The organism is Segniliparus sp. (assembly GCF_051660745.1).
GTDB lineage: Bacteria > Actinomycetota > Actinomycetes > Mycobacteriales > Mycobacteriaceae > Segniliparus.
Genome location: NZ_JBOFQF010000037.1, coordinates 100,465 through 118,715, shown reverse-complemented (window position 1 = coordinate 118,715; position 18,251 = coordinate 100,465). Strand labels below are relative to the sequence as shown.

Annotated in this window: 17 protein-coding genes and 1 pseudogene; 9 read left to right on the top strand and 9 right to left on the bottom strand. The window is 69.9% G+C overall.

The genetic code is table 11. The annotated features are described in order from the left end of the window. Positions 1 to 635, bottom strand: a 635-nt coding sequence (locus tag ACRC20_RS13150; protein WP_438686831.1) for a pyridoxamine 5'-phosphate oxidase family protein, incomplete at its 3' end; no start/stop codon positions are given. 336 nt (positions 636 to 971) lie between these two features. Here ACRC20_RS13150 and ACRC20_RS13145 point away from each other — a divergent pair. Continuing rightward, entirely contained in the window at positions 972 to 1,250 is a 279-nt protein-coding gene (locus tag ACRC20_RS13145) for a hypothetical protein (protein WP_438686830.1), read from the top strand. Positions 1,251 to 1,259: 9 nt separating this feature from the next. On the opposite strand, the gene ACRC20_RS13140 is transcribed toward ACRC20_RS13145, so the two are convergent. Continuing rightward, on the bottom strand, positions 1,260 to 2,201 hold the full coding sequence (locus tag ACRC20_RS13140) for an alpha/beta fold hydrolase (protein WP_438686829.1): 942 nt from the start codon (positions 2,199 to 2,201) through the stop codon (positions 1,260 to 1,262). A gap of 238 nt (positions 2,202 to 2,439) precedes the next feature. Between ACRC20_RS13140 and ACRC20_RS13135 the strand changes: the two genes are divergently transcribed. Then, positions 2,440 to 3,435 (top strand): enoyl-CoA hydratase/isomerase family protein, encoded by a 996-nt coding sequence (locus ACRC20_RS13135; protein WP_438686828.1) that lies wholly within the window; start codon positions 2,440 to 2,442, stop codon positions 3,433 to 3,435. A gap of 34 nt (positions 3,436 to 3,469) precedes the next feature. Here the strand turns inward: ACRC20_RS13135 and ACRC20_RS13130 are convergent, their stop codons facing one another. Then, a complete protein-coding gene (locus ACRC20_RS13130) occupies positions 3,470 to 4,456 on the bottom strand; it encodes an LLM class F420-dependent oxidoreductase (RefSeq protein WP_438686827.1) in 987 nt (328 codons plus the stop codon). An 88-nt stretch (positions 4,457 to 4,544) separates the two neighbouring features. On the opposite strand from ACRC20_RS13130, the gene ACRC20_RS13125 reads away from it, so the two are divergent. The 3 genes and pseudogenes from ACRC20_RS13125 to ACRC20_RS13115 all read left to right on the top strand — a co-directional run bounded on the left by ACRC20_RS13125 (position 4,545) and on the right by ACRC20_RS13115 (position 6,399). Then, on the top strand, positions 4,545 to 4,853 hold the full coding sequence (locus tag ACRC20_RS13125) for an antibiotic biosynthesis monooxygenase family protein (protein WP_438686826.1): 309 nt from the start codon (positions 4,545 to 4,547) through the stop codon (positions 4,851 to 4,853). Between the two features lie 27 nt (positions 4,854 to 4,880). Continuing rightward, positions 4,881 to 5,870 (top strand): annotated as a pseudogene (locus ACRC20_RS13120) (YHYH protein); the annotation flags it as partial. A gap of 163 nt (positions 5,871 to 6,033) precedes the next feature. Continuing rightward, entirely contained in the window at positions 6,034 to 6,399 is a 366-nt protein-coding gene (locus tag ACRC20_RS13115) for a hypothetical protein (RefSeq protein ID WP_438686825.1), read from the top strand. 30 nt (positions 6,400 to 6,429) lie between these two features. On the opposite strand, the gene ACRC20_RS13110 is transcribed toward ACRC20_RS13115, so the two are convergent. Together ACRC20_RS13110 and ACRC20_RS13105 are read right to left on the bottom strand one after the other, a co-directional pair. Further along, complete coding sequence (locus ACRC20_RS13110; protein ID WP_438686824.1) at positions 6,430 to 7,884, bottom strand: APC family permease; 1,455 nt, start codon at positions 7,882 to 7,884, stop codon at positions 6,430 to 6,432. 44 nt (positions 7,885 to 7,928) lie between these two features. Then, on the bottom strand, positions 7,929 to 9,932 hold the full coding sequence (locus ACRC20_RS13105) for a primary-amine oxidase (RefSeq protein ID WP_438686823.1): 2,004 nt from the start codon (positions 9,930 to 9,932) through the stop codon (positions 7,929 to 7,931). 135 nt (positions 9,933 to 10,067) lie between these two features. On the opposite strand from ACRC20_RS13105, the gene bla reads away from it, so the two are divergent. After that, positions 10,068 to 11,015, top strand: a complete 948-nt coding sequence (bla, locus tag ACRC20_RS13100) for a class A beta-lactamase (RefSeq protein WP_438686822.1) — start codon at positions 10,068 to 10,070, stop codon at positions 11,013 to 11,015. A gap of 52 nt (positions 11,016 to 11,067) precedes the next feature. On the opposite strand, the gene ACRC20_RS13095 is transcribed toward bla, so the two are convergent. Continuing rightward, positions 11,068 to 11,922 (bottom strand): hypothetical protein, encoded by an 855-nt coding sequence (locus tag ACRC20_RS13095; protein ID WP_438686821.1) that lies wholly within the window; start codon positions 11,920 to 11,922, stop codon positions 11,068 to 11,070. Positions 11,923 to 12,019: 97 nt separating this feature from the next. Here ACRC20_RS13095 and ACRC20_RS13090 point away from each other — a divergent pair, with 97 nt between their 5' ends. The 3 genes from ACRC20_RS13090 to puuE are packed head-to-tail and all read left to right on the top strand — an operon-like array spanning position 12,020 to position 15,157. Beyond that, positions 12,020 to 13,240: a DUF6986 family protein gene (locus ACRC20_RS13090; protein WP_438686820.1), complete on the top strand. Its 1,221-nt coding sequence runs from the start codon at positions 12,020 to 12,022 to the stop codon at positions 13,238 to 13,240. Next, positions 13,237 to 14,259 (top strand): allantoicase, encoded by a 1,023-nt coding sequence (alc, locus tag ACRC20_RS13085; protein WP_438686819.1) that lies wholly within the window; start codon positions 13,237 to 13,239, stop codon positions 14,257 to 14,259. Before ACRC20_RS13090 ends, alc begins: the two co-directional genes overlap by 4 nt. Then, a complete protein-coding gene (gene puuE / locus ACRC20_RS13080; RefSeq protein ID WP_438686818.1) occupies positions 14,252 to 15,157 on the top strand; it encodes an allantoinase PuuE in 906 nt (301 codons plus the stop codon). The genes alc and puuE overlap by 8 nt, the downstream gene beginning before the upstream one ends. Before the next feature lie 11 nt (positions 15,158 to 15,168). Here the strand turns inward: puuE and ACRC20_RS13075 are convergent, their stop codons facing one another. From ACRC20_RS13075 to ACRC20_RS13065, 3 genes are read right to left on the bottom strand one after another with little or no spacing between them, the layout of a single operon-like run. After that, positions 15,169 to 16,083, bottom strand: a complete 915-nt coding sequence (locus ACRC20_RS13075; protein ID WP_438686817.1) for an LLM class flavin-dependent oxidoreductase — start codon at positions 16,081 to 16,083, stop codon at positions 15,169 to 15,171. A gap of 4 nt (positions 16,084 to 16,087) precedes the next feature. Continuing rightward, positions 16,088 to 16,897: a sensor domain-containing protein gene (locus ACRC20_RS13070; protein WP_438686816.1), complete on the bottom strand. Its 810-nt coding sequence runs from the start codon at positions 16,895 to 16,897 to the stop codon at positions 16,088 to 16,090. An 18-nt stretch (positions 16,898 to 16,915) separates the two neighbouring features. Continuing rightward, the gene (locus ACRC20_RS13065; RefSeq protein WP_438686815.1) at positions 16,916 to 18,199 is read right to left on the bottom strand and encodes a DUF4185 domain-containing protein; all 1,284 of its coding nucleotides are present in this window, start codon (positions 18,197 to 18,199) and stop codon (positions 16,916 to 16,918) included. Positions 18,200 to 18,251: the final 52 nt, after the last annotated feature.

Genomic DNA, 18,251 nt, shown 5'->3' with positions numbered 1-18,251 from the left:
GCCTCCAGCTCCGCGACGCGCCGCCGCAGCTGCTCGGCCTCGGCCTGGGCCTCGCGGACATCGCGCTGGTAGAGATCCTTCATCCGGTCCACGGACTCTCGGGGCCACAACGGCTCGATGTGCCGCGAGCAGTTGATGTCGACGGCTTCGACCGCGACGAGGAAGGACCGCTCGGGCTTGCCGACCACTTCGTCGCCCACGATGGCGAGGCTCGCCAAAAGCTCCGGGTCCTCGTGCAGCTCCACCACCTTGGCCCGGCCGTAGATCTTCACCCGGCGTTTGCGGGCGTAGTCGATGAAGAAGAGCGCCACCCGGTCGTCGGACTCGACATTCCCAGTGGTGACGAACTGCCGGTTGCCCGCGACGTCGGCGAAGCCGAGCGTGCGCTCGTCGAGCACGTGGACGAATCCTTTCGGACCGCCCCGGTGCTGGATGTACGGCCAGCCCGCCGGGGTGGTCGAGCCGAGGAAGAAATGCCACGACTCTCGGACCATCGCCTGGACCTGCGGCTCAAGCGCGTCCGGGCCTTCGTCGGGAGCGCCCAGTTTCGCGCCGTAGGCGACGACGCTGCCGATCTCCGCTTGGCGGCGCACCGCCGCGGGCCCGAATGCCAACTGTCCGTACCGTGTGCCCACGAGCGCTCCTTCCGTCCGTGCCCGATCGCGACCCGCTCCGGGGAATGCGCCGCCCAGGAAATCAAGCACTGCTTTATTGAACTCCTCCGGGCGCTGCAACATTCCGAAGCGGCCGGAGTCCGGGAGGATCGCAAGCCGCGTCGGCGACAGCACTTTTCATGCGTATATGCGCATTCTTAGATAAATATCAGGTGCGGGCCAGTTTTCGCGGCTAACGTGGTGGCATCGCTTCGAGACACAGCGAAGCGAGCAGGCAAGAACCCCACGGCCGCGCCCGCCGCCGCCACTGGGAGAACGCCGCCCCCGCCCCAACAACGAACCGAGAGGACCACAACCATGAGAATCGCCTTCTTCAGCGCGCTCTTCGCGCTCGCGGGCATGTTTGGCGCCGGGGCGAACGCCTCGCCCGCGCACAGTCCCGCGCTTACGGCCGCCGACAACGACGACGACGCGAGCAATGCTCCGAGCGACGCGCCCAGCAGGCCGGGCGGCAACACCCACTACCCGAGGAACGGCACGACCCTGCACAAGGACGACGACGACGAGACGGGCCAGGGCGCGCAAACCCTGGACGACGCCCTCGGCGCGGCGGGCGGACAACACCCCGGGCATTGACGGCGGCGCTCAGCCCAGGAAATCGAGCACTGCTTTATTGAACTCCTCCGGGTTCTGCAGCATGCCGAAGTGGCTGACGTCCGGGAGGACCTCCAGCCGCGCGCCGGGGATCGTCGCCGCGAGGTGCTCGGTGTGCTCGCGCTTGATGACCTCGTCGTATTGCCCGTCCGCGATCGCCGTTCGCACATGGATGGAGCGCAACTGGTCGTCGCTGATGTCGGGCTGGGTGTCCCACATCTTCTTGATCCGCTCGTTGAAGCTGTCCCAGCCCTGCGGATGCGGGGAGACCCGCAAGAACTCCTGATGCGCGCGCTCGGCGCCGAGCACGAAGACCGGGGATTGGTCCCCGCCCTGGACAAGCCCGTCGGGCCGCGCGTTCGCCCCGTAGGCGAAGAGGCTCGACAAAAGCTCGGGGTGCTCGATCGCGAGCTCGAGCCCGACGATCCCGCCGTCGCTCCAGCCCACGAGGTCCACCTTGGGCACCTGGAGGAAGCGCAGCAGGAGCTGGACGTCCTCGGCCATGAGGCCGTAGCTGTACGGCTCTGCGCTGCGCGTCGTGCGGCCATGGCCACGGCTGTCCATGGCGATCACCGTCCGGCCCTTCGCGACGAGCGCGGGGACCAAGCCGTTCCAATACTCCGAGTCCGCGAGCCCGCCGTGCAGGAGCAGCACCGGAGGCTTGTCCGCCGCGGGATCGAGGTCGGGGCCGTACACGGCGTACCAGATGTCGATCCCGTTCACCGGCGCGTGGCCGACACGGCCGCCTTCCGGCTCCGGGCCGAGCTGCGGCAGGGTCGTCCACGCTTTGGCCCGTTCCTGCGCCGAGGCGGCCCTCGTCCAGCACGCCACGCCGCCTGCCAGCACGAGCACCGCCAAAACGACCAGCACGGCGAGCGGCGCGCCGGAGAGAAGAGTGATCCGCTGTGCCCTCCGAAGTTTGCTCGACGCCATGGGGCTCAGCTTATGCGATATACGGCGAAAACACCTTCTCGGCCGACGCGCAGGCCGAAGCCAATCGGATTGAAGCTTCGTGCACAGTTGCGCGGCAAAGTGCTGCGGACTACAGTTGCTGGAATTATACTTTTTAGTATAACTAAAGCGAAGAAGGACGGACAACGATGATCGAGACCCAGATGGTCGAGACCCGACGGCCCCGAACCGGGGGAACACGCGCGAATGGTGGACGAGCATGACCGCATCGCGCCTGCTCTCGCTCGAAACGCTCCGATTGGAGCAAGACGGCCCGGTGTTGACCGCGCGCTACTTCGACAAGCCGCCCTGCTACGCGACGCCTGCCCTCCTGCGAGATCTCGATTCGCTCACCAAGGCCGTCGACCGGGACCGCTCCGTGCGCGCCGTCGTCCTGACCGGAGGGATTGAAGGCAGATTCCTCACCCACGCCGACCCGCGCTCGATCTCCGACGGCATCGGCCTGGGACTGCCGCCCCTGCCGATACCGCTGCTCCGGCTGCTCTGGGGCCTCCTGTCCGCGTGGCACCGCGTCCCCGGGGCGCTCCGGGCCACCGAACGGCTGACCGGACCCCTCGGCGGGCCGGGCAAGGGCATGGCTTGGCTGTTCCGCTGGCATCGAGTGATTGTGCGGATGAACCGGTCGAGCGCCGTCTACATCGCCGCCATCAACGGCCCCGCCGCGGGCGGGGGGCACGAGATAAGCCTCGCCTGCGACCTTCGGTACGTGTCCGACTCCCCCCACATCCGGTTGGGCCAGATCGAGACGCTGGCCGGACTGATCCCCGGCGGCGGGGGCACGCAGCGGCTGCCCAAGATGATCGGCACGGCGCGATCGCTGGAGCACATACTCTTCGGCACGGCGATCACTGCGGACCAAGCTCTCGCGCTCGGGCTCGTGAACGACGTGGTCGCCGAAGCCGACCTCGTCCGGCACGCGCAGGAAAAAGGGCGTCAACTGGCGCAACGGTTCCCCGCGAGCATTCGAGAGACCAAACGCAATGTCTACTTCGGCACGGCGAAGCCCCTCTCGGCCGGATTGCGGGGAGAGGTGGTGGGATTCCTCCATCTCAGCCTGCAACCGCATATGCGTTCTCTCGTCGACGCGTTCGCCGAGGACGAGGCGCGGCTCGGAGAGTCGCCCCTCGTCGCCGGAATGGCCGAGTGGGTCGGCGGAACCCGCGTCGACATATCCGGACGCACCCGCACGACATGACCCGGAACGGCCCGGAGCTCGCCCGGCGCCCTGCTTAAGCGATGAGCGGCGCGAGCGCCTCGCCGACCAGCCGCACGGCCTGCGGCTCGTTGCCGTCGCCGCCGAGCAGGTACAGCGTCACACCGCCGACGCCGGTGCTGAGCACCTCGGACTTGATCGCCTCGACCACCTCGTCGACCGTGCCGACGTACTGCCCCGCCGTGCGCGCGGCGCGCTCCTCGGGCGAGAGCGCGTCGAGGTCGACCCCGAGCTTGGCGAAATGCGCGCGCTGCAACTGGCGCGCCTTCTCCCCGTCCTCGGCCACGCAGGCCCGCACCATGGTGCTGGTCTTGAGCGTCGCCGGGTCGCGGCCGATCTCCGCGCAGCGCTCGGCGAGCACCTCCAGCTTGCGGGGCAGCTCCGAGGGCCCGGCCCCGACGATGTTGAGGTGGTCGGCGTGCTTCGCGGCGAGCCGGAACGTCTTCTGCTCCCCGCTGCCGCCGAGCATGATCGGCAGGTCGTCCCGGATTCGGGGCTCGTTGATCGCGTCCTTGGCCCGGTACCACTTGCCCTCGAAGGTCGGGCGCTCGCCGCGCAGCATCGGGTGGATGATCTCCAACGCCTCGGCAAGGCGCTCGAACCGGTCGGTGAAAGTGCCGAACTCGAAGCCGAGCGCCTCGTGCTCCAGCTCGTACCAGCCTGCGCCGATCCCGAGGAAAGCGCGGCCGCCGCTCACCACGTCGAGTGTGGTGACGGCCTTCGCCAGGTGCGCCGGGTTGCGGTAGGTGTTCCCGGTGACGAGCGTGGCGAGCTGGATCGTCGAAGTCGACGCGGCGAGCGCGCCGAGCGTCGTGTACGCCTCGAGCATCGGCTCTTCGGGCTTGCCGAGGCCGGGGAGCTGGTAGAAGTGGTCCATCACGGTCACGGTGTCGAAACCGGCGGCCTCGGCCGCTCTCGCCTGGGCGACCACGTTCGCGAAGATGTCTTTCGCCGTGCCGGGGAAGGTGAAGTTCGGGATGTGCAGGCCGAGTTTGATCGTCATACCGCCACGCTAATACCTGGAGCACGCTCCACGTCAAGAGATGTGACGCCCATTGCTCTGCGGCCGGGCCGAGGCGTAGGCTGGCCCCATGACTGTCGTGAAGATCAACGCCCTCGACGTGCCCGCAGAGGCGGGTCCCGAGCTGGAGCAACGTTTCGCCAACCGGGCGCACGCCGTGGAGAACGCCCCAGGGTTCATCAGCTTCCAGCTGCTTCGCCCCATCAAGGGCGAGAACCGCTATTTCGTCTTCACCGAGTGGGAGTCCGAAGAGGCGTTCCAGGATTGGGCGAACGGGCCTGCGAAAGAGGCCCACGCAGGCCAGCGCGCGAAGCCGGTCGCCACGGGCGCGAACCTCTTGGAGTTCGAAGTCGTGCTGCGGGCCGAGAAAAAAGCCTGACGCAGCTTGCGGAGGGAGGGACGCGCGATGGGCGCGCTGTGGGCAAAACAGGTCGGACGTCTGGCGTTCGGGGCGTTGCTCGCGCTCACCGCCTGCTCGCATGAGCCTGGGCCGGATGGGCACGGCGCCCCGTCCGGGCCTGCCGCGCAGCCGCTGCTCCTCGACCCGGGCAAGGACTACGGCAACCTCTACGCCGACGGGCGGCTGCCGGTCGGCGACGGCAAGCACACCACCGAAGGCCCCCGCCTCGGAAGCCTGTTCGCCTGCCCCCGGTACGACGAGAGCCTCACCGGCTTCGCGGGCGGGGCCGAAGTCCGGGGACCGTGGTTCTCGGAGGACGGAAAATGGTTCTATCCGAGCAAGAAGACGCAGGTGCGCGGCCACGTCCACCACGAGGGCTCGTTCACCGAGACCCATTCGGACCAGGCCAGGGTGATCACCACGAACGACCTCCCGCGCAACCACACCACCGGCGAGTTCCCGATCGCCGAGGACGACACCGCATACCAGTACGACCGCAATCCCAACGCCGTCCAGGCGCAGCAGCTGACCTATGTGCTGCCGCCCAAGCCGGTGTACGGGAAGCCGCAATGCGTCGCGCACGAGGTCGGGGTCATGCTCTCCGGGGTGGTCCTCTTCAACGCGCTGGACTCGAGCGGCAGGGACGCCGGGGCCTGGGAGACGCAGGACTCGTGCTCCGGCCACCCGGAGATCGCGGGCGAGTACCACTACCACACGCTCAGCCCGTGCATCCCCAATCCGGGCGTCGCCGAAGTGCTCGGCTACGCCCTCGACGGGTTCCCGATCACCGGCGCGCATCTGAGCCCCAACAACGTGCTCACGACCCGGGACCTCGACGAGTGCCACGGCATCACGAGCACGATCTCGCTCGACGGCAAACAGGTCGCCACCTACCACTATGTGATGACCGACGACTTCCCGTATTCCGTCGGCTGCTTCCGGGGGAGGCCGACGACCGTGAAGGGCGAGCGAGCGCCCGCGCCGCCGCCCCCAGGAGCCCCGCCCCCGCAGGGGCCGCCTCCGCCGCCCGGATCTCCGCCCCCGCCCGGAGCCCCACCGCCGCCCGGAACGCACAGATAGACTGCTGCAACCGCAGCGAGACGAACGCGATCTTCACGCCGAACGGCGCGCCCGAGGGCCGCCGAGAATCGAGGACGACATGCTCTCATATCGAATCGCGGGCAGCGCCGCGCTTCTCTCCGCGCTCGGCCTGGCCAGCGCTGCAGAGGCCGTCGCAGAGGAGGGCTGGTCGCTCTCGGTGTGCGGCACCACGGACGCCGACGACGCCCTCGTGGGCTCCTGGTCCGGGACCGGGGAGTCCGCCCAAGGCTCCGTCGACGACATGAAGGACACCGTCCCGGACGGCCTCGCGGCCACCGGCCCGTGCTTCTCCTTCGACGGGCTCACCGAGCAACAGGCGGGCAACGGCCAGAGCAGGGTGCGCGGACCGCTCAGCGCCAAGCCGCCCGCAGAAGTCTGGACCGCGTTGACCGGGAAGCCCGCTCCCGCCCAGCTGCGGCCGTAGCCTGCCGTCCGCCTGGGCCTCGGGGTTCGCTCACCCCGCCGACTCGGCGAGGACAGGCACGCCCTCCCCGGCCCGGTCCCGTCGCGCAGGACCCGCGGCATACCAGGCCGCGGCGATCAGCAGCACCCCGACGAAAAGCCACGGCATGATGCTCGTCGGCCATGCCGGAACCGGGTAGACGTTGCGATAGAACACGTAGGCGAGGCAGAGGGCCACCGCGCCGCCGATCACTGCGGCCAATGCGACGCCCGCCTGCGGGGCGAGCTTGCGCAGCAGCACCGGGACGCCGAGGCCCATGAGGATGTAGGCCACCATGTAGCCGAAGGTGCCCAGCGTCCCCGAGTAGGAGTAGACGTCCAGCTCGTTGATCCCGCCCATCGCCATGCCGACGGCGATTGCCAGCGCGACGGCGCTGAGCATCAAGATCGCGATATGCGGCGTCTGGCGCTTGGGGTGCGCGACTCCGATCCTGGCGTGCACGAGCTTCGACTCCCCCATCGCGTGGAGCACTCGGCTCGCCGCGGTGAGCGAGCCGGTGACACAGGCGAAGTTCGAGGCGACCGCGCCGAGGTCGACGGCGAGGGCGAGCCAGTGCTGCCCGAGGCCGTCGGCCAAGGTGTTCAACGGCGTCGCGTCGGCGGCGAGCTTCTCCGCGCCGTCGAAGCTCACGATCTGGGCGTACGAGGAGCACAGGTACAGCGCCCCGGCGAGCAGGGCGCTGCCGAACACGGCGCGGGGAATGGTCCGCTGGGGGTCCTTGGCCTCCACCGAGAGGCAGGCCGCCGACTCGAAGCCGACGAACCCGAGGATCGCGAGGACCATCCCGCCGACCACCTGCCCGAGCGTGACGCCGGTCGGCATGAGCGGGGCCGCCGAGAACCCGTGCCTGGCCAGCGCGAGGACGAGGACCAGCATGATCGCCCCGATGGACAGCACTTCGAGCACCACGCCCGTCCACGCCGAGACGCGCACCCCCCGGATCATCATGAACGCGGCCCCGACGACGCAGACGATCTCAAGGACGAGGGTGAATCCGAGCGCGGTCCCCGGAGCTCCCGCGCTGGCAGGCGGCGAGACTCCGAAGAGCGGCTTCGTGTACTGCGAGAACTGGGCCACGCAGCCGACCGCGATGAGCAGGTAGCCGAAGGCGAGCCCCATCGACCCGACGAATCCGACCGCCCGGCCGAACGCCGCCGTGATATGCGAGAGCAAGTCCTCGCCGGGACGCAGTTTCGCCACCTTGGCGACGCACCAGCCCACAAGCAGCAAGACCCCGAGCGAGACCGCGTAGGAGTACAGCGTGCCAGGGCCCGCGCTCGCCGCGACCAACGTCGCTCCGGACACCATGACCGCGCTCGGCGCGATGCCCGCCGTGGACTGGGCCATGAGCTCGACGCCGCCCATCGTCCCCGCGGCGAGCCCCGCTCCTGGCGACTGGCGGGCTTTCGCGTCCTCGATCTCCTCGACGATCGACAAAGAGGGCATAGGCGATTGCTCCTTCGTTCAACGCTCGGGCAGAGCGGGGGTGGTCAACAATGGCAGCCCTGGCCGCCGTCGGCTTTGTGCTGCGGCTGCTCGGGCGGCAGGTCCAGCACGGGGCTGCCGTCGAAGAAGCCGAACGGTTTGATGTGGAAGCCGACTTTGGCCACCGGCATCACCGGCCAGTCCTCCGGACGCACCACGTGGTGCGCGCCGACGGTGTACCAGAGGACGAGGTCCGAGTCCTCGATCGAACGGTCCCCCGCCGTGTACGCGCCGCCGAGGCCGTCGCCGCCGGGATGCTGCGCGATGAACTCCCCCGCCGCGTAGCGCTGCTCGGGGTCGAACGGCGTGGCCCAGAGCTGCTTGGTGGCGAACACGCCCCGGTTCGCCTGCTGCGAGCCGTCCTGCCAGAGCGGACGGGTGTACGCGCCCGGCTCGATCTTGTACGCGGTCGGAGCGCCCAGCGCGGACTTCTTGTCCGCGCTCGCGACGAGCCAGGTCCGCCCGGCGAGCGGATCCGGCAGGCGTTGCGCCTCGGACTCGCTCCTCAGATGGGTCTTCACTGTCTTCCAGGCGTTGCCGTGCGGGTTGGTCGCGCCGACGGGCTCCGCCACGGAGTCCACCTCGTAGAGGTTGTTGCGGTCCCCGTCCACCCGCATGTCGAGGCGCACCGAGAAGTAGTGCTCGTGGTTCGGCGCGTACAGGCCAGGCGCGACCATGGCGCCGAATTCGGGGCTCGCGTCCAAAGGCGCGGCCCCGAGCGAGAGGATCCCGGTCAGCTTGATCTCGAACTCGATCGACCCGTCGAGGTAGAAATGCCAGTAGAAGCCGTACTCGTAGTTGCCGACCGTCGCGATGAACGAGACCACGAGCCTGCGGCTGCGCCGGACCTCCGGCCTGCCGTGGCGGAAATCGGTGTGCTTCCAGGCGATGGAGGCGTCCTCCTCGTGCATGCAGATCGCGTTTCTGATCACCACCGGCTGGCCGTCCTGGTCGTTGACGAAGCCGTCGAAATACCGGATCTCGCCGAGGCAGTCGCAGCCGAGGGTCAACGGGTTCGCGAGCCAGCCGAGCCCGTACTCGCCCTCGTCGAAGACGTTCTTGTTCCAATGCGTCGGCTGCGGGTCGCCGTAGGGGACGTACATCTCCGAGAGCGAGGCCCGGTGCAGGACCGGCCGCTCGACTCCCTTGTCGACGTACCGCACGTCGTGCAGGACCAAGCCCTCGCGCGGAGTGAACCCGAGCCGCAGCCGCCAGTTCGACCAGCTCACCGCATGCCCGTCCACCTCGAAGGACGGGCCTTCCGGTTGCGTGATGACGATCGGCTTGAGCGGCGCGCGCTGTCCGTCGAACGCGGGCACGTTGTCGGCGGCGAGCAGCTCCGGGTAGTAGTTGCCCGCCTTCGGCGGGAACGGCACGACGCCGTGGTCGACGACCTCGATCACCTCCATCGTGTCGAGGTCCACCGTGACGATGAGCCCTTCCACCGGCCTCGCGTAGCCGTTGTCCGTCGGGTGCGAGCGGACGAAGGTGAGCGGGCGGGCGATGCGCCGCAGACCCGGATCGTCGTGGGGGCCGGTGTAGCCCGAGGCCCACGGGTCGACCATGGCGAGCGAGAAGTCTTCGACCCCGCGCTTGCGCATCGCCTCCTGCCAGCGAGGATCCGCCATGACGGCCCGCTCGCTCGCCATGAACTCCTCGAACGTGAACGGAGTGGCGCCGGGGACCTCGCAGAGCGAGACGACTTCGGCGTTCGTGATCGAGACGAGGGCCTTGACCGTGGCCCGCAGCGCCGGGGCGCGCAGCAGGATCGCGGCCTGGCGGTCCCAGCTCGCGCCCGGACGGAAGCCGAGCACCATCTCCTTGGCCGGTTCTGCCAGTTCGACGAAGACGAACCTCGCTCCGGTCGGGAAGCCTGCGTGCGCGGCGAGGATCGCGCTGGCTGCGGCGATCTCCTCGGCGGAGAGCGGTTCGAGCGGATGGCCCGCGGAGACAGGCCCGGACGGCGCAGGCCTGGGAAGCCCTGGCGGCTTCTCGGCTGCGAAAGTCATAGGACCACCGTAGGGACGAGGTGTTACCCCTGGTTGCCGTCGATGTTACGAACGTGAGCCGCCCGTCACCGCACGTCGCGGAGCGTCGCGGTCTCATGATCGCGATGTCCCGCCGCGCGCTGCTACAGTGCGGGAGTGTCCGAAGCCGCAGCAGACCGGCGCCCCCCGCTCGCCCGTCGGACTTTCCTCGCGGGCGTCGCCGCCGTGCCGGTGCTCGCCTCCTGCGGCGGCCCGAAGAACGGAGCGGGCGCGTCCGGGCCGGAGGCCTCGGAGCTCGCGGCGGCGGCCTCGTTCGCCGCCGCTGTGACCGCTCTCGAGGAGCGCTACGGGGCGGAAGCAGGCGTCTTCGCGGTGGACCTCGCCTCCCAGCGGACCCTTGAGCACCGCGCCGACCAGCGCTTCATGATGTGCTCGACGTTCAAAACCCTCGCGGCGGGCGCCGTGCTGCGCAGGTCGCAGGACGAGCCTGGACTGCTCGACCAGGCAAGCGCCGTCCCCGCAGACCCAGGGCCGATTGCCGAGAACTCCCCGTTCTCCTCGCAGCGCCTCGGCCAGAGCGCGACCTACGCGGAGCTCTGCCGGGCCGCGATCGAGCTCAGCGACAACCTCGCGGGCAACCTCTTGCTCGACCTGCTCGGGGGGCCGCCCGCGCTCACCGGGTTCGTCCGCTCCCTCGGGGACCAAACGACCCGGCTCGACCGCAAAGAAGAGGACCTCAACGTCGGCAAGGCCGAGGACCTGCTCGACACCACCACGCCGCGCGCCATCGCGACGACCTATCAAAAGCTCGTGCTCGGCGACGCCCTCGCCGCGCCGCAGCGCCAGCAGCTGGCCGACTGGCTCATCGGAGCCACCACGGGGACCAAATGCATCCGCGCGGGCCTGCCCTCCGATTGGAAGACAGGGGACAAAACCGGCACCGGAGCACAGGGCGACCGCAACGATGTGGCCGTGGCATGGCCCGCAGGCGGCAAAGCTCCTCTCGTGCTGGCCGTGCTGACCCGCACTCCGCCGCCGAAGCCCCGCCAGGACCAGCTCCTCGCCGAGGTCGCGAGCGCGGCGAGGACCGCCCTCGGGCTCTGACCGACGGCCGGGCCGCGCGGCTCGGACAGCTCGTCGGGGGCCTCCGCGCCCCCTAGGAGGCCTTGTTCGTCCGGTCGACTGTGGCGGCGAACAATTTGTCCATGAGCCCCACTTGGTCGGGGCCGGTCGTGTTGGCAGTCACCACGACGCCGCGCAGGGCGACCGCGTAGAACTGCGCGAACTGGTCGAACACGACGTGCTGTGCCCCGGCGTTGACAGACATGTTCATCTTCATCTGCGCGCCGAACGACTTGTCCGCCTCGACCTGCGGCGGCTTCGCCTCGGTGAAGCTGATCGTCATGACGACCACGACCGGCACGCCGTCCTTCGTCGTCTCGCCCTGCATGGTCGAGGAGGAGCATTTCGCGATGTAGTCGCGCAGCGTCCGCACGGCCTCGTCGTACGAGCCCGCGTCGGTGATCGCCACCGAGAGCTGCTTCACGTCACCCGCCCTGCCGGGCGAACCGGGGTTCTGCCGAGTCCCTTTCACGCCTGCGAGCTTGTGATGCTTGTCCGACAGGGATTTCGACTTCGCCATCAAGTCCGACAGCCCGCAACCGGGCGGCGTGGCCGTCAAGCTCGACAGCATTCCCGCCGCCGCCTGCGGCTCTGTCGAATCGGGCGCGGAGTCGTCGCTCACCGACCAGTCCGAGCCGTAGTCCTCCTGCTTCGGCAGAAGCGCCGCGTAGTCCGACGCAGGCCGGCCCGTCAGCGCCGCCCTGCCGCCCGCGCTGCCCGAGCCGCCGGGCCGGGTCGCCACGGCCAGGCCCACGCCCAGCGCCACGACGACCACGAGCGCAAAGACTCCCAGGCCGATCCATAAGCCGGTTTTCTTCTTCGGAGCGGCGCTCTGACCGGGATACTGCGGCTGCGGAGCGTATTGGCCGGGCCCAGGCGGGTATGTCATACGCAGTATTCTCGCAAACGGCCCCACCCGCGCTGTCATCCCGCCGTCTCTTCAGAGCGCTCGTCGGGCTGAACAGTGCTTGCGGTTAAATGGGGGGATGGCCGCATCCGCTGACATCACCGTCGAATCCGTCCTCGCCGATGTCGACGCCCAGCTCGCCGAGCGCTACCCGGGCAACAAAGTCGAGGGCCAGCCCGCGCACACCGTGTACGTGAGCGCGGCGAAGGCCGAGACCGACCTGCCCGAGCGCTGGGGCGCCGAGGCGCTCGAAGCGGTGAAACGGCATGCGGACGTGCTCCGGGGGCTCGACGAGACCGACGCGATCAAGCTCGTCAAGGCGCGGCTCGCGTCCCAGCCGGTCCAAGACCTCCGGTTCGACTTCGAGGACGGCTACGGCGCGCACGACGACGAGGCGGAGGACGAGCACGCGAGGCGTGTCGGCGAGATCTTCGAGCGCTGGACCGAGCCCGGCTCGCCGGAGACGTTCGGCGTTCGGATCAAGGGCTTGACGACTGCGCTGCACGCCCGCAGCCGCCGCACGCTCGAGCTCGTCTTCGAAGGGGCGGGCGGCGTGCCCGACGGCTTCGTCTTCACCGTCCCCAAGCTCCGCCTGCCCGTCCAGGCGCTCGCCGCACGGCTGCTCTGCGAGGAGATCGAGCGGGCGAACGGCCTCACGGAAGGCGCGCTGCGGTTCGAGCTGCAGATCGAGAGCCCGCAAATCGTGCTCGGCCACGACGGGACGGCGGCGCTCGCGGAGGCGATGAACCTCGCGGGCGACCGGGTGACCGCCCTGCACTACGGCACTTACGACTACAGCGCGGCCTGCGGGATCGCCCCCGGCCAGCAGTCCCTCAAACATCCGGTGGCCGACTACGCGAAAGCCGTGATGCTCGCCGCCGCCGCCGAGCGCGGGGTGCAGGTCTGCGACGGCGGGTCCATCGTCGTCCCAGACGGCGGGCCCGACGAGGCGGACTGGGCGGTGGCCGAGCACTTCCGGCTCGTCACCCGCTCCCTCGACCACGGCTACTACCAAGGCTGGGACCAGCATCCCGCGCAGCTGCCCACCCGCTGGCTCGCCACGTACGGCTTCTACCGCGAGGCGTTCGCCGAGGCCGCTCCCCGGCTGCGGGCGTACCTCACGAACACCGCGTTCCGGGGCAAGCTCGACGAGCCCGCGACAGCGCAGCAGCTGGCCGCAGTCACCCTGCGCGGCCTGTCCGTCGGCGCGTTCACGGAGAAGGAGGTCGCGTCGAAGACCAAATTCGCGACCGTCGACGTGCTCCGCGCCTTGTACCGCCGAGAAAGGCCCGCCAAATGACCGAATCAGAGCGCGCAGACTTCACCGAGCTGCCCGACCTCGCGAGCCGCGCCCTTGGCGGCGCGGTGATCTGGGCGAACGACGAGTTCTTCGCCGAGAAAGAGAACCTGGTCAAACCGGGGTCGGCGGCCTTCACCCCCGCCGATTTCGGGCACAAGGGCCAGGTCTACGACGGCTGGGAGACCCGCCGCAGGCGCGAGCCCGGGCATGACGAGGCCATCGTCCGGCTCGGGGCGCCCGGTCGCGTCCACGGCGTCGTGGTGGACACCGCGTGGTTCAAGGGCAACGCCCCCACCCATGCGAGCGTCGAGGCGCTGTCCCTGCCGGGGCATCCGGACCTCGACGAGGTCCGCCAGAGCAACCAGTGGGAGACGCTCGTGCCCAAGAGCCCGCTCCTGCCGGACTTCCCCAACGCCCTCCCGGTCCCCGAAGCGGCTCGGGACAGACGGCACACGCACCTGCGACTGAGCATCTATCCCGACGGCGGGGTGGCCCGGTTCCGGGCGCACGGCTTCGCGACCCCCGACCCGGCGTTCCTTCGCGGCGACAACATCGACCTCGTCGCGGCCGAGAACGGCGGCCGCGTCGCCGACTGCTCCAACCGGTTCTACAGCCACCCGCACCAGCTGATCGGCCCCGGCAAGGCCCGCGTGATGGGCGACGGCTGGGAGACCGCGCGCAGGCGGGACTCCGGCAACGACTGGGTGCTCGTGCGGTTGGCGGCGGAGGGCACGCCGGACTGGGTGGAGATCGACACCTCGTACTTCCTCGGCAACGCGCCTGGAGCCGCCAGCCTCACCGGCCTCACCGCCGAGGGCGAGCAGGTCCCGCTGTTGGAGCGGACCAAGCTCGCCCCCGACACACGGCACCGGTTCCGGCTCGCCTCGGGCGGCGCGCCGATCACGCAGGCGCGGCTCGACATCTACCCGGACGGCGGCCTCGCGAGGTTCCGGCTGTGGGGCTCCTTCACCCCGGCGGGATTCGCGGACCTCGAAAAGGCGTGGGGCCAGGGTGCCTGAGCCATATCCCCGCGACCTCCGGGGGTACGGCCGGACACCGCCGGACCCGCAGTGGCCGGGCGGCGCGCAGATCGCCGTGCAGTTCGTCCTCAACTACGAGGAGGGCGCGGAGAACTGCGTGCTCGATGGGGACGCGCACGCCGAGACCTTCCTGTCCGAGATCGTCCCCGCCGAGGCGTTCCCTGACCGGCATATGAGCATGGAGTCGCTCTACGAGTACGGCTCGCGGGCCGGGGTGTGGCGGGTGCTGCGCGCCTTCGAGCGGCGCGGGGTGCCCCTGACGGTGTTCGGGGTGGCCCGCGCGCTGGAGCGAAACCCCGAGGCGACCGCCGCGTTCGTGGAGCTCGGCCATGAGATCGCCTGCCACGGGCTGCGTTGGAAGTCGTACCAGGGCGTCGCCGAGGACGTCGAGCGCGAGCACATGCGCGAGGCGGTCGCGCTGCACGCCGCCGTCACCGGCTCCCGCCCGCTCGGCTGGTACACCGGCAGGGACTCGCCGAGCACCCGCAAGCTCGTCGTCGAGCACGGCGGCTTCGCCTACGACTCCGACTCGTACGCCGACGACCTGCCGTATTGGACGAACGTGTCGGGCCAGCAGCACCTTGTCGTGCCATACACCCTGGACACGAACGACATGCGGTACTCCTCCCCCGCAGGTTTCCCGAGCGGCGACCAATTCTTCGCGCATCTGCGCGACGCCTTCGACGTGCTCTGGCGCGAGGGCGGGGAGGGCGCCCCGAAGATGCTCTCGGTCGGGCTGCACTGCCGCCTCGCGGGCAGGCCCGCCCGCACCGCCGCACTGGAGCGGTTCCTCGACCACGTGCTGTCGCACGAGCGGGTGTGGGTCGCGCGGCGGATCGAGATCGCCGAGCACTGGCGCACAGCCCACCCGGCGTAAGGAACGCCGCCTCAGCCCGGGATCCTGGGCAACAACCCGCCGATCTGCGCCATCGCGTCCTCCCGCACCACGAAGCGGGTGATCCCCCACTCTCGTTCGCAGGCCGCGATCTTGGCGAGGATCTCGTCCTCCGTCCCGACAAGGACGAATGGCGCTGCGAGGACCTCCTCTTCGGTCAGCTCGAACTGTTCTCGGAGGCCGGCCACCGAGGCCCCTGCGTCAGCAGTCACCGCCACCCGCTGCACCAACGCCTCAAGCCGCGGGACGCGAGATCGTCCCGCAGCGCCTGTCCGCACCGCCTCCAACTGCGCTTCGATCTGATCCTGCCGCCACCGGACCTCGTGCGAATGCCCGTCCTCCAGCGTGCGGCCCAACCCGGACAGGCCGACCACATCCGCGTGCGCCCCGCCCCACCGCAGGAGCTGCGTGTTCGCAGTGCCGAGGGTCAGTGGCACATGCTCCTGCACGGGAAGCGGCCCGGCAAGCCTCGCCCTCATGACAAGCTCGGGAGTGTCGGCTTCGACGAACTCGCCGCGCAAGAGCGCCTGCGTCGCCTGCGCGACTTGAAGACAACGCCGGACCCGGCAGGCAACCGAGGGGCGGCTCTTCCCGACCGCCTCCCACTCCGCAGGGGTATGACCGGCCCCAATCCCGAGGATCGCCCGCCCGCCCGATATCAGATCCAACGTCGCGACCTCGACCGCGAGATGCGCGGGCTCCCGGATCCCGGCGTTGGACACATAAGCCCCGAGCCGGACCGACGAGGTCGCCGCAGCGGCGGCGGCCAGCGCCAAATGCGGGGCCGGGCCACGGCCGAGGTGGTCCGGGACGAGCAGCGCGTCGAACCCCGCAGCTTCGCAGCCACGAGCCAACGCGAGCCAAGATTGCGCGTCCCGTGGGACAGCCGCGAGTGAGAACACCGCCATCAGCTCAGCCCGGGATCTTCCTGCGGGACAGCTCGACCAGCGCGTCCAGCGGGTCGTCGCCCTTCTTCCGTCCCGCGCGGGAGAGCACGTCGAACTCGTACAGCACGCTGCCTTTGTGCCCGACGAGCAGCGGATAGGCCCGGCCGTCCACGCCCGCCGACCCCGAAGGGCTCCATTTCACCCAGTCCGGGCCGGTGGAGACCTGGGCCAGATGGATCAAGGACGTCTGGTCCGCTCCCCCGTCCGGGGCCTTGGCGGTCTTCTGGAACAAGTCGCAATCCACGAGCAGGCTCCGGAACGCGTCGAACGCCGCCTCGGCGCCCTTCGCGTCGGGGAAGAGCCCGACGTGCTCGACCACTGCCCACTGCGCTTCGTCCGACCCGCGCTTGGCGCTCGTGCCGTGTCTCGCCGAGGTGTAGCGCACCGAGACCGGCGGCTCCAAAGCCCCCGAGAAATCCTCGGGCTTGCCGACACCCGCCAACATCGCGCACCGCGCGGGCTCGAACACGGCGGGCCGCTCCGAAGCCTCGTGGACGGGCAGGGCTGCCGCGTTCACCCGGCAGCCGAGGACCAGGCTCGCCTCGTCCGCCGTGACGAGCGCCCGTTTCGCCTGCGGCGAGCCGGGCAGGAGCGAGCCTGCGGGCTCAGACGGGTCGTCCGGCGAGCAAGCAGCTTTCTTCTTTGCCGAGGAGGCCTGGGAGCGGCCCGCCGATGAGCCAGAGACGCCCGCCACGCCGCTGTTCAGGCAGACTCCCAGCAGCACTCCCGCCAAGAGCAGCGCCGCGCCCGCGATCCCCCACCGTCTCGTGTCCATGCTCCCACCATCTCATGCTCATTCGTAGTGCACGGCCAACGGGTAGACGCTGTAGGGGTTCCAACGCGAGACGGCGATCGTGATGACCCGCGCCGCCTCGTCCACGTCCTGGACGAATCCGCCGTAGGGGCCGCCCGGCTCGTTGAAATGCGCGCCCGACGGCCCTCGGCCCTGGCCCGGGTCGCAGGTGACGACGAGCTGCGCGGGGCCGAAGCGCGACAGACCCGAAAGCGGGGCCGAGCGCAGGGCGATACCGAGCTCCTGGTCCGTGTACACGATGACGAGCTTGTCGCCGACGACGACCGCGCCGCCTTCGCCCACGTTCGGGAAATCCGGGATCGTGTGCGTCTCCCCCGGCGCGGGAGCGCGGCCCGGCTCCCCCCAGCCGTCCTTGCCGAAGTGCTGCCAACGCGCGGGGTCCAGCAGGCTCTCGGCCCCAGCTTTCGCCAAATGCGGGCCCGGGTTGCCCCTGGCCACCGCCGAGCCGACGATGAAGAACTCCTCTTTGCCGTCCACGACGTGCGAGGCGAGCTGGATCTGCTGGAAGTCCCCGCCCTCGAACGCGCCTGCGCCGACCGCCACCGGCTCGCCGGCCGCCACCTTCGACAGCTCCCGCGTCTGCGCGTCGAAGTCGAACTGCTGCAGCCACGACCCCTCGCCTTTCGCCGGGCCCGCCCCGCCGGGGCCCCAATCCACCTGCTGCCAGGCGACGACCAGCTTGCCTCCGGCCATGGCCGCGCCCGTCGGCACCACCGACCTCGGCCGCCCGTCCGGATAGTCCCGCCAGTTGAAGCGGCCCTCTTTGGCGCGCGCGAGCCGCGCGCGGACATGCGGGCGCTCCACGGGGAAGAGCTCCCAAGGCAGGCCCGGGTACCGGGGGTCGCGCACGAAACCGTCCAGCGCCATGCGTCCGTCCCCGTCCTTATGGGCGAGGAGCGCGGCGTTGCCCGCGATCCTCGGGCCGCCGAAACCGCCCCGGTTGTTCCCGCGCTCGTCGAGGTTGTCCCGGTCCCCGGTGTCGCCCATGATGTACACGTACCGCCGCACCCCGCTCTCGTCCTCCCCCAAGAAGACCGGCACGCCGAGGTCCGCGTTCCGCACGTTCGGCAGCAAGGCCGCGTCCCGCCGGGCGTCGAGCACAGCCCGTGTGATCCGCGAATAACGGCCGACATAGCCCCGGCCCTGGTTCTCGGGCCGCCAGAAGAAGATCTTCGCGCCGCCGACGACTTCCAGCGGCCCCTCCGTCGGAGGCTGGACTTTCGTCACCGTCAAAAAACGCGGGTCGCGCGCGTCTGCGGACATGGCCGTCTCCTCTTGTCCGGGTCGAACTACGAGCCAGGCTATCAGGCTCCCG